Raw genomic sequence first — 10301 nt, 5'->3', positions numbered from 1 at the left:
TGCCGCTCGTGATCCGACAACACCAGCTCGGCCAGCCTCGGCCCAGGACGTCCCATGCACTGACCAACGACGGATCAAGGACTCAGGACACTAGGGCGCCGTGGCGTGCCCCTGGCCCGCGCACTGCGCACTGCGCACGGTGCTGGACGCCACCAACGCCTCCCCGGCCCTCTGGCGGGGCGGCTGGAACGGGCGACGGGCCAGCGGTACGAAAGTGGTTGCTGAGGCGCGAATGGCTGCAGCATCTTCCGTTCGACCGGCCCGGCTGTCAGCATCGGCGCACACCGCCACCGCCACCGCCACCGCTCGTGGGGCCCGAGGGAGTCGCCGATGCACCGCCGTGCCCCGTCCGGCCGGATCGACCTGCTGCTGCGCGGCGGCAGCCTGGTGGACGGCACCGGGGCTGCCGCCCGGCGGGCGGACGTGGCGGTCGTCGGCGACCGGGTGGCGGTGCTGGCGCCGGGGGTCGGGGCGGTGGACGCGGCCGAGGTGGTGGACGTCACCGGGCGGGTCGTCACCCCCGGCTTCATCGACGTCCACACCCACTCCGACGCCCTCACCGCCACCTTCGACGGCGCGGACCACGGCACCGAGGAGCTACGGCTGGCCCCGCTGCTCCAGGGCGTGACCACCGAGATCGCCGGGAACTGCGGCAGCAGCCTGTTCCCCGCGCTGCCCGCCCTCGCCGAGCACCTGCGGGTCACCTTCGGCCTCGGGCCGGTGCGCCCGGCCCGGGACTTCGCCGGTTTCGCCGCCGGGCAGCGGCCCGGCCTGCGGTGCACCCACCTGGCCTCGCTGGTCGGCCACGGGACCCTGCGGGCCGGGGTGATGGGCTTCGCGGACCGCCCGCCGACCCCCGGGGAACTGGCCGCGATGTGCGACCTGCTCGACCGCTCGCTCGGCCAGGGCGCCGCCGGGTTCTCCACCGGTCTGATCTACCCGCCCGGGGGCTACGCCGGCACCGAGGAGCTCGTCGCCCTGGCGTCGGTCGCCGCGCGCCACGGCAAGCCGTACGTGACCCACCTGCGGGACGAGATGTCCCAGGTGGAGAAGGCGCTGGAGGAGGCCCTGGAGATCGCCGCGCGCTCCGGCGCCGCGTTGCAGGTCTCCCACCACAAGACCGCCGGCCGGCACGCCTGGGGCGCCACCGTCCGGACCCTGGCCAGGCTGGACCGGGCCCGCGCCGAGGGCGTGGACGTGCTCTGCGACGTCTACCCGTACACCGCGGGCAGCACCGTGCTGTCCGCGATGCTGCCGCCGTGGGTGAGCGAGGGCGGGCCCGCCGCCCTGCTGGCCCGGCTGGGCGGCCCCGAGGTGCGGGAGCGGGTCCGGGCGGACCTCGTGCACGGGGTGGAGGGCTGGGAGAACACCGTCGGCAACGGCGGCTGGGACCTGATCTCGGTTGCCGCCGCCCCGGCCCGCCGCTCCGCCGAGGGGCGGCGGATCGCCGAGCTGGCGGCCGAGCGCGGCGCGGACCCGGTGGACTACGTCTGCGAACTGCTGCTGGAGGGGCGGGGCGAGGTGACCATCATCAGCCACTCGATGCGCGAGGACGACGTCCGCCGGGTGCTGGCCAGCCCGCTGTCGATGATCGGCTCGGACGGGGTGCCCAAACCCGGCCGCCCGCACCCGCGGTGGGCGGGCAGCTTCGCCCGGGTGCTCGGCCACTACGGGCGGAGCCAGGGGCTGCTGCCGCTGGAGCTCGCGGTCCACAAGATGACCGGACTGCCCGCCGCGCGCTTCCGCCTGGACGGGCGCGGGGTGCTGCGGGACGGCGCGGTGGCGGACCTGGTCGTGCTGGACCCGGCGGCCGTGCTGGACCGGGCGACCTTCGCACGGCCGCTGCTGCCGCCGGAGGGCGTGGAGACGGTGCTGGTGGCCGGGCGGGTCGCGGTGCGCGGGGGGCGGCCGACCGGGGCCCGGGCGGGTGAGGTGCTCCGGGTCCGCTGAGACGTCGTGGCCCGGCGAGCCCGCCCCGCCCGGGGGCCTGCCGTCGGTCAGTGGTGCTCGGAGCGCTCGGCGGTGTGGCCGCCGGCGGTGCTGGCGGGGGCCTCGGCGACGGTGGCGGCGCGGGGCGCGGACTGCTGGCCGTAGGCGGCCGCGAGGGACAGCAGGGCGGCGGCGGTGATCAGGAGGGCGGATATCCGGCGGGTCATCGGAGTCCAATCAGCTGAAATGGATGCTGGCGGCGCAAGCATGACACACCGGCAGCTCCCGGCGCAGGGCGCCGGAGGCGCTCAGCCCGCCCAGCGCCGTTCCAGCAGCGAACCGATCTCCGCTGCGGCGGCGTCGAGTTCGGCGAGGAAGGCGTGCAGCACCGGGTTGCGGTTGGTGGCCCGGGTGGCCACCCCGATCCGGCGGTGCAACCGGGGGTGGTCCAGTCGGCAGACGTGCACCCCGTCGGTGTCATCGGCCAGGCCGAGCGCGGGGATCAGCGCCACGCCCATCCCGGCCCGGGCGAGGTTGACGGTGACCTGGTAGTGGTCGCTGCGGCAGCGCACCCGGGGGCGGAACCCCTCGGCCGCGCAGGCGCGTTCGAGCACCGGCTCGCCGATGCCGCCGCCGTGGGTGCCGATCCAGCTCTCGTCCGCCAGCTCCGCCAGCCGCACCACCGGGCGCCGCCCCAGCCGGTGCCGGGGCGGCAGCACGACCAACTGCGGCTCGGCGAAGAACATCCGCACCCGCACCGCCGCCTCCCGGCACCACGGGTCCAGCGGGTGCTCGAAGACCACGGCCGCGTCCAGCCGGCCCGCCTCCAGGTCGGGCACCAGCTCGTGCGGCTGGCCCGTCACCAGCTCCAGCTCCACCCGCGGGTACCGGGCCGCGAAGCCGGACAGCGCCCGGGGCAGCAGGTCCAGCCCGGCCGAGACGAAGAAGCCGACCCGCAGCAGCCCGGCCGCCGCCTCCGCGTGCGCCCGCAGGTCGTCCCGGGCGACGGCCATCAGGTCGGCGATCGCCTGGGCGTGCTCGGCCAGCCGGGCCCCCGCCGCCGTCAGCCGCAGCGACTGCGGCGCCCGCTCCACCAGCGCGACCCCCAGCTCCTGCTCCAGGCGCGCGAGTTGGTGCGAGACGGCGGACGGGCTGAGGTGCAGCGCCTGCGCCGCGGCCACGATGGTGCCGCGACGGGCGATCTCCAGCAGGACGAGCAGGCGGGCGCTGTTCAGCATCGGCCCAGACTAGGGTCCGTCTCCCGGGCCCTCCCCGGAACCCCGGGGCTCAGGCGCCCCGCTGGGCGTTCGCCGGTTCCGGGGCCGGCCGCGTGGTGCTGCCGTCGCCCGCGACGTCGAGGCGCAGCAGGTCGTACTCGGTCTCCCGGCGCACCACCAGCCGGGCCCGGCCGTCGCGGACGAAGACCACGGCGGGCCGCGGCAGTTTGTTGTAGTTGGAGGCCATCGCGTAGCCGTAGGCGCCGGTGACCGGGGTGGCGAGCAGGTCGCCGACCCGCAGGTCGGCCGGCAGGGCCGCGTCGTCGATGATCACGTCGCCGCTCTCGCAGTGCTTGCCGACCAGCCGGGCCCGGTACGGACGGTGCGCCTCGGGGCAGCGCGGCAGGAAGGCCTCGTAGCCGGCGCCGTACAGCGCGGGCCGCAGGTTGTCGCTCATGCCGCCGTCCACGCTGACGTACGTCCGTACGTCCGGGATCCGCTTGACGGTGCCGACCCGGTACAGGGTCAGCCCGGCCCGGGCGGCTATCGAGCGGCCCGGCTCCACGCCGACCTCGCCCGTCCAGCCCGCGCCGCGCACCGCCGCGCGCACCCGCGCCGCCCAGACGGCGAAGGACGGGGCGCTCTGCCCGCCCACGTAGGCGACGCCGAGGCCGCCGCCCACGGTCAGTCCGGCGACCGCGCTGTCCACCGCGAAGCGGGCCACCGCGGCGGCCCCGTCGGCCAGTTCGGCCGGGTCGAGGACCTGGGAGCCGACGTGGGCGTGCACGCCCTCCAGCCGGACGGCGGAGGCGGCCGCGGCCCGGCGCACGGCGGCCGCGGCGGCGCCGTCGGCGAGGCCGAAGCCGAACTTGGAGTCGTGGCCGCCGGTGCGGATCGCCTCGTGGGCGCCGGCCGCGACGCCGGGCGCCACCCGCAGCCGGATCCGGGCGGGCGGCAGGCCCTCCACGTGGTGCAGCCGCTCGATCCGCTCCAGTTCGTCGAAGCTGTCCACCACGATGTGGTGCAGTCCGGCGGTCATCGCGGTGCGCAGCTCGCCGTCGTCCTTGTTGTTGCCGTGCAGGACGATGCGCTCCGGCTCCACCCCGGCGTACAGGGCGGTGCGCAGCTCGCCGCCGGAGGCGACGTCCAGCAGCAGGCCCTCGTCGGCGACCAGCCGGGCCATGGCCGTACAGAGGAAGGCCTTGGAGGCGTAGGCCACGTTGCCCGGGCCGAAGGCGGCCACCGCCTCCCGGCAGCGGCTGCGCAGGTGCTCCTCGTCGTAGACGAAGAGCGGGGTGCCGTGCTGGCGGGCGATCTGCTCCAGCAGGACGCCTCCGACGGCCAGGCCCTCGGGCCGGACCTCGGCGGTGAGCGGCAGCAGGCCCGGCTCGACGGGGGAGTCGGCGGACGGCGGGGCGGGCGGCGCAGCGGACACGGTTCTTCCTCCCGGCAGGCTGATTCGCTGCTCATCCTCGGGCCTGGGGGAGGGGGCGAGAAAGCGCATTCTTCGCGCCCTGAGCCGTACCTTCCTCGATGCTCGCGGGGTGCCGGCGGGCCGTCAGACCTTGGCGCCGTTCTTGTGGCGGGCGGTGGCCGGGAGGCCGTTGGCGAGGTCCTCGGTGAGGAGGCGCCAGGCGATGGCGTCGGCGGCGGTGCGGAGCTGGGGGCTGCGGGGGCGGCCGGCGTCGGCGTCGAGGCGGGCGTTGAGCCAGCCGGACCAGGCGCGGGCGAGGGAGCGGACCTCCTGGGTGCCGGCCTCGGTGTGGGTGAGGCGGTCGCCGTCGCGGGTGAGGTAGCCCTCGGCGGCCATCCGGTCGAAGACCGGTTCGAGGACCTCGGGCGGCAGCTTCTTGCGGGTGGCGATGAGGTCGAGGGAGGCGTGGCCGAGGGCCTTGGTGTGGCCGGCCACCTCCATCAGGGCCCAGGCGCCGGCGAGGTCGACGCGGGTGTCGGCGTCGCCGACGATGGTCCGTACGGTGTCCAGGTCGATGTCGCGCACGATCTTGCAGACGGCGTACTCCAGGTGCGGGTCGGAGTCGCTGGTGGTGGGTTGGGCGAAGCCCTCGCCCATGTCGGTGGAGCCGGCCCGGGTGGTGTCGCGCAGCTGCACCTGCTTGAGGAACAGCGCGACCACGAAGCCGACCACGGCCACCGGGATGGTCCACAGGTACACGGTGTGCAGGGCGTCCGAGTACGACTGGATGATCGGCGCGGCCTGTGCGGCGGGCAGTTTGTGCAGGCCCTGCGGGCTCTCCGCGGCGTGCACCAGGACGGCCGGGTCGGCGCCGGTGAGCCGGGCGGAGGCGGCGACGCCCTCGGCGAGTTCGGTCTTGAGGCCGTTGGCGTAGATGGTGCCGAACACGGCGGTGCCGAAGGAGCTGCCGATGGTGCGGGAGAAGGTCACCCCGGAGGTGGCGGTGCCGAGGTCGGCGTAGTCGACGGTGTTCTGCACGGCGATGGTCAGCACCTGCATGCTCAGCCCGATGCCGACGCCGAGCACGAACATGTAGAGGGAGGCCAGTGCGGTGCCGGTGCCGGGTTCGAGCCGGGACAGCAGGTAGAGGCCGACGGCCATGACCAGGGTGCCGGCGATCGGGAACAGCCGGTACTTGCCGGTCTTGCTGACCACGTTGCCGCTGGCGATCGAGGCGATCAGCAGGCCGATCACCATCGGCAGCATCCGCACGCCGGAGACGGTCGCCGAGTCGCCGTCCACGTACTGGAGGAAGGTCGGCAGGAAGGTCAGCGCGCCGAGCATCGCGAAGCCGACGATGAAGCTGAGCACCGAGCAGACCGCGAACACCGGGTTGCGGAACAGCCGCATCGGCAGCATCGGTTCGACGGCCCGGGTCTCCGTCCAGCAGAACAGTCCGAGTGCGACCGCGCCGCCGACGAACAGGGCGATGATCACCCCGGAGCCCCAGGCGTACTGGTTGCCGCCCCAACTGGTCGCCAGGATCAGGGCGCTGGCGCCGACCGAGACCAGGGCGATGCCCAGGTAGTCGATCACCGGCCGCACCGCCGAGCGCACCGAGGGGATGGTCCGGGCGGCCGCGATCACCACGACGACGGCGATCGGCACGTTCACGTAGAACGCCCAGCGCCAGGACAGGTGGTCGGTGAACAGCCCGCCCAGCAGCGGCCCGATGACGGTGGCCAGGCCGAACACCGCGCCGATCGCGCCCTGGTACTTGCCGCGCTCGCGCAGCGGGATGACGTCCGCGATCAGTGCCATGGCGGTGACCATCAGCCCGCCCGCGCCGATGCCCTGCACGGCCCGCCAGGCGATCAGCAGGGTCATGTTGGTGGACAGGCCGCACAGGAACGAGCCGCCGACGAAGACGATCGCCGAGACCTGGAAGATCAGCTTGCGTCCGTACAGGTCGCCGAACTTGCCCGCCAGTACGGTGGCCACCGTCTCGGCCAGCAGGTAGGAGGTGACCACCCAGGACATGTGGGCGGCGCCGCCGAGGTCCGAGACGATGGTGGGCAGCGCGGTGCCGACGATGGTCTGGTCGAGGGCGGCCAGCAGCATGCCGAGCACGATGGTGGCGAAGACGACGTTCCGCTGCCGTACGTCGAGCACCGGCGGGGCGGAGGGCTGGGTCTCGGTGGCGACAGTCATGCCGCCAGCCTCGGGCGGCTCGGGGCCGGTCGCGATCCGGTTCGTCCGTTCGGGTGAGCAACCCGCGCGCCCGGGGCCGGACGGGGTTCGGGTGGCGGCGGGGTCCGGTGCAGGTGAGGATGAGCCGGAGCAGAGCCGGCACCAGTCCCCGGACACCGGGAAGAGGCTCCCATGACCGCCCCACCCTCCCGCGACGCGGAGCCCCCGCGCCCGCAGCCGCCCGGCGCCTCCGCCGTCGGCGGGCGGGCGGAGGCGCGGCGCTGGCGGGCGCTGACGGTCTGCCTGGTCGCCGGGTTCATGACCCTGCTGGACGTCAGCATCGTGAACGTCGCCCTGCCCACCGTCCGGGCCGGACTGCACATGTCCGACAGCGGCCTGCAGTGGGTGCTCAGCGGCTACGCGCTGGCCTTCGGCCTGGTGCTCGTCCCCGCCGGGCGGCTCGGTGACGCCCGCAGCCGGCGGGCCGTCTTCCTCACCGGGCTCGCCCTGTTCACCGCGGCCAGCGCGCTGGCCGGCGCGGCTCAGGACCAGGAGTGGCTGGTGCTGGCCCGGCTGTTCCAGGGCGCGGCCGGCGGGGTGCTGGTGCCGCAGGTGTCCGGCTTCATCCAGACCCTGTTCCAGGGCGCCGAACGCGGCCGGGCCTTCGGCGCGCTGGGCGCGACGATCGGGCTGTCCACCGCCGTCGGACCGCTGCTGGGCGGGCTGTTGATCCACGCGTTCGGCCCGCAGGACGGCTGGCGCTGGGTGTTCCTGGTCAACCTGCCGATCGGCCTGGTCGCCCTGCCGGTCGCCTACCGGCTGCTGCCGCCGCCCCGCCCGGCCGGCGAGCGGGCCGGGCAGCGGGACTTCGACCCGGTCGGGGTGCTGCTGCTCGGCGCGGGGACGGTCGCCCTGCTGCTGCCGTTCGTCCAGGAGCAGCAGTGGCACAGCCCGGCCCGCTGGCTGCTGCTGCCGCTGGCGGCGGTGCTGCTGACGGCCTTCGTCGGCTGGGAGCGCCACTACGCGCGGGAGCGTCCGGACGGGCGGCGGCGCGAACCGCTGGTCAGCATGGCGCTGTTCGCGGTGCGGCCGTACGCGGCGGGGGTGCTGCTGTCGCTGGTGTACTTCGCCGGGTTCACCGCGATCTTCTTCATCTTCACGCTCTACCTCCAGGCCGGGCACCACTACTCGGCCCTGACGGCCGGTCTGGCGATCACCTCCTTCGCGGTCGGTTCGGGCGTGGCGGCCGCGGTGGGCGGGCGGCTGGTGAGCCGGTACGGACGCCGGCTGGTGGTGGCGGGGCTGCTGCTGGTGCTGGGCGGCCTGCTGGCCTCGGCCTTGGCGGTGCAGCTGTGGGACGGGCCGCTGGTGGGCTGGACGACGCTCGGCCCGCTGCTGGTGGCCGGTGCGGGGAGCGGCCTGGTGATCGCCCCGAACCAGACCCTCACCCTCCAGCACGTCCCGCTGACCCGGGCGGGCAGCGCCGGCGGTGTGCTGCAGACCGCCCAGCGGGTCGGCTCGGCGGTCGGCATCGCGGTCGTCGGCTCGGTCTTCTTCGCCCACGCCGGGGGACGCCGCCCGGACTGGGCGCTGGCCTTCCAACTGGGCGTCACGGTCGCGGCCGGGCTGGTCCTGGCGGCGCTGCTGGTCGCCCTCGCCGAGGAGTGGGCGGGCCGGCGGGAGAGCGCAGGGCCCGTCAGTGGTGACGGCTCCGCCAGTGGTCGCGGCCCCGTCAGTGGTCGCGGCGCCGGATCACCGCCACCGCGATGAGCACCGAGGCCAGCGCCCACACCGCGTAGCTGGTCCAGGAGCCGGCCACGGTGGCCGGGTAGTCGGTCGGGCGCATCCCGGCCAGGGTGGTGCGGGCGAGGCGCTGCCAGGCCGGGAAGGGCAGGGCGTGCAGGAGGTCGGCGCTCCACCGGTAGCGCTCGGTGACGACGGAGGGCAGGAAGAACAGCACCGCGATGGTGCCCACCGCCGCGCCCGCGCTGTGCCGGATCAGGGTGCCGAGGCAGAGCCCGACCAGTCCGCAGACCGGGGCGAACAGCGCGGCCGCCGCCACGTACCGGAAGGCGGTCGGGTCGCCGATCGACTGCCCGATGCCCCGGTCGGCCAGGATCGCCTGGGTGAGGGCGAAGGACGGACCCGCGGTGAGCACGCCGAAGCCGAGCAGAACGGCCGTCAGCACGCCCGCCTTGGCGAGCAGGACGGCCCGGCGGTCGGGGACGGCGGCCAGCGTGGTGCGGATCAGGCCGGTCGCGTACTCGCCCGCGATGACGATCGCGCCGAGGCCGCCGGCGAGCAGCATCACGACGTCGGCGGAGCCGGTGATGAAGGAGACGTTCAGGGCTTCCTGCTTCATCACCGCCGGGTCGCCGTCGCCGGGCGTGTAGTGGTCGTGGGTGTACTGGGCGGACTTGAGGTTGGCGGCGAGGATGAGCAGCGCGCCGACCGCGAGCACCCAGGGGATCGAGCGCAGTGACCAGAACTTGAGCCACTCGGCAGCGAGCAGGTCGCCGAAACGGGCGCGGCGTACGGGGGTCGAGGAGCGCAGGGGGGTGCTCATGGGGGCGTTCATCGGTTCTCTCCGGCGAGGTACTCGACGCTGTCGGCGGTCAGTTCCATGAAGGCCTCCTCCAGGGAGGCGCCGCGTTCGGTCAGGCCGTACAGCAGCAGGCCTTGCTCCAGGGCGAGTTCACCGATCCGTTCGACGCCCAGCCCGGTCACGTCGAGGCTGCCGTCCGGCTCGGGGCGGACGGTGGCGCCGGCGGCCCGCAGCGCGGCCGTCAGCCGCTCGGGTTCCGCGGCGCGGACACGGACGGTGGCGCGGCCGGCCCGGGCGGCGAACGCGCCGAGGCTCTCGTCGGCGATCAGCCGGCCGCGGCCGATCACCACCAGCCGGTCGGCGGTGTGCTCCATCTCGGCCATCATGTGGCTGGAGACGAAGACGGTGCGGCCCTCGTCCGCGAGGCGGCGGAACAGGCCGCGCACCCAGAGCACGCCCTCGGGGTCGAGGCCGTTCAGCGGCTCGTCGAAGAGCAGTACGGGCGGGTCGCCGAGCAGGGCCCCGGCGATGCCCAGGCGCTGCTTCATGCCCAGTGAGTAGCCGCCGATCCGGCGTCCGGCGGCGTCGGTGAGGCCGACCTCGGCGAGCACCTCGTCCACCCGGCGGCGCGGGATCGCGTTGCTGCGGGCGAGGGCCCGCAGGTGGGCGCCGCCGGTGCGGCCGCCGTGCACGTCGCCGGCGTCGAGCAGGGCGCCGACCTCGTGCAGTCCGCGCGGCAGGCCGCGGAAGTCCCGGCCGCCCACGGTGGCGGTGCCGGAGGTGGGGGCGTTCAGGCCCAGCACCATCCGCAGGGTGGTGGACTTGCCGGCGCCGTTAGGGCCGAGGAAGCCGGTGACGTGGCCGGGGCACACGGTGAAGGTCAACTGGTCGACGGCCGTGCGGCGGCCGTAGCGCTTGGTCAGCTCGGTGACTTCGATCATGGCCACCACGATGCCGGGGGAGCCCCCGCGGCCGCATCGGACCGGCGTCGACACCGCAGGTCGGC

At 74.9% G+C, this 10301-nt stretch carries 8 protein-coding genes; 2 read left to right on the top strand and 6 right to left on the bottom strand.

The window, feature by feature from the left end; all coding sequences use genetic code 11:
- The first annotated feature begins 330 nt into the window (after nucleotides 1–330).
- Nucleotides 331–1950, top strand: coding sequence for an amidohydrolase family protein (locus ACFXOZ_RS33405; RefSeq protein WP_380593680.1), 1620 nt, complete (start codon nucleotides 331–333; stop codon nucleotides 1948–1950).
- A gap of 47 nt (nucleotides 1951–1997) precedes the next feature.
- Here the strand turns inward: ACFXOZ_RS33405 and ACFXOZ_RS33400 are convergent, their stop codons facing one another.
- The 4 genes from ACFXOZ_RS33400 to ACFXOZ_RS33385 all read right to left on the bottom strand — a co-directional run bounded on the left by ACFXOZ_RS33400 (nucleotide 1998) and on the right by ACFXOZ_RS33385 (nucleotide 6771).
- On the bottom strand, nucleotides 1998–2156 hold the full coding sequence (locus tag ACFXOZ_RS33400) for a hypothetical protein (protein WP_375884410.1): 159 nt from the start codon (nucleotides 2154–2156) through the stop codon (nucleotides 1998–2000).
- Nucleotides 2157–2237: 81 nt separating this feature from the next.
- Nucleotides 2238–3167, bottom strand: a complete 930-nt coding sequence (locus ACFXOZ_RS33395) for a LysR family transcriptional regulator (RefSeq protein WP_380593679.1) — start codon at nucleotides 3165–3167, stop codon at nucleotides 2238–2240.
- Nucleotides 3168–3216: 49 nt separating this feature from the next.
- A complete protein-coding gene (lysA, locus tag ACFXOZ_RS33390) occupies nucleotides 3217–4581 on the bottom strand; it encodes a diaminopimelate decarboxylase (RefSeq protein ID WP_380593678.1) in 1365 nt (454 codons plus the stop codon).
- A gap of 123 nt (nucleotides 4582–4704) precedes the next feature.
- Nucleotides 4705–6771 (bottom strand): MDR family MFS transporter, encoded by a 2067-nt coding sequence (locus ACFXOZ_RS33385; protein WP_380593677.1) that lies wholly within the window; start codon nucleotides 6769–6771, stop codon nucleotides 4705–4707.
- A gap of 171 nt (nucleotides 6772–6942) precedes the next feature.
- Here ACFXOZ_RS33385 and ACFXOZ_RS33380 point away from each other — a divergent pair, with 171 nt between their 5' ends.
- Complete coding sequence (locus ACFXOZ_RS33380; protein ID WP_380593676.1) at nucleotides 6943–8520, top strand: MFS transporter; 1578 nt, start codon at nucleotides 6943–6945, stop codon at nucleotides 8518–8520.
- Here ACFXOZ_RS33380 and ACFXOZ_RS33375 read toward each other — a convergent pair.
- Nucleotides 8483–9316 (bottom strand): ABC transporter permease, encoded by an 834-nt coding sequence (locus ACFXOZ_RS33375; RefSeq protein WP_375884422.1) that lies wholly within the window; start codon nucleotides 9314–9316, stop codon nucleotides 8483–8485. The genes ACFXOZ_RS33380 and ACFXOZ_RS33375 overlap by 38 nt on opposite strands.
- Before the next feature lie 8 nt (nucleotides 9317–9324).
- The gene (locus ACFXOZ_RS33370; RefSeq protein WP_380593675.1) at nucleotides 9325–10236 is read right to left on the bottom strand and encodes an ABC transporter ATP-binding protein; all 912 of its coding nucleotides are present in this window, start codon (nucleotides 10234–10236) and stop codon (nucleotides 9325–9327) included.
- Nucleotides 10237–10301: the final 65 nt, after the last annotated feature.

Origin of the sequence: Kitasatospora sp. NPDC059160, assembly GCF_042755465.1 — a bacterium.
Classification (GTDB): domain Bacteria; phylum Actinomycetota; class Actinomycetes; order Streptomycetales; family Streptomycetaceae; genus Kitasatospora.
This window is presented reverse-complemented; position numbering and strand designations above follow the sequence as displayed.

Coding starts and splice junctions, on each gene's coding strand:
- ACFXOZ_RS33405 (WP_380593680.1), top strand. CDS start 331: ATGCACCGCCGTGCCCCGTCCGGCCGGATCGACCTGCTGCTGCGCGGC.
- ACFXOZ_RS33400 (WP_375884410.1), bottom strand. CDS start 2,156: ATGACCCGCCGGATATCCGCCCTCCTGATCACCGCCGCCGCCCTGCTG.
- ACFXOZ_RS33380 (WP_380593676.1), top strand. CDS start 6,943: ATGACCGCCCCACCCTCCCGCGACGCGGAGCCCCCGCGCCCGCAGCCG.
- ACFXOZ_RS33385 (WP_380593677.1), bottom strand. CDS start 6,771: ATGACTGTCGCCACCGAGACCCAGCCCTCCGCCCCGCCGGTGCTCGAC.
- ACFXOZ_RS33395 (WP_380593679.1), bottom strand. CDS start 3,167: ATGCTGAACAGCGCCCGCCTGCTCGTCCTGCTGGAGATCGCCCGTCGC.
- ACFXOZ_RS33375 (WP_375884422.1), bottom strand. CDS start 9,316: ATGAGCACCCCCCTGCGCTCCTCGACCCCCGTACGCCGCGCCCGTTTC.
- ACFXOZ_RS33370 (WP_380593675.1), bottom strand. CDS start 10,236: ATGATCGAAGTCACCGAGCTGACCAAGCGCTACGGCCGCCGCACGGCC.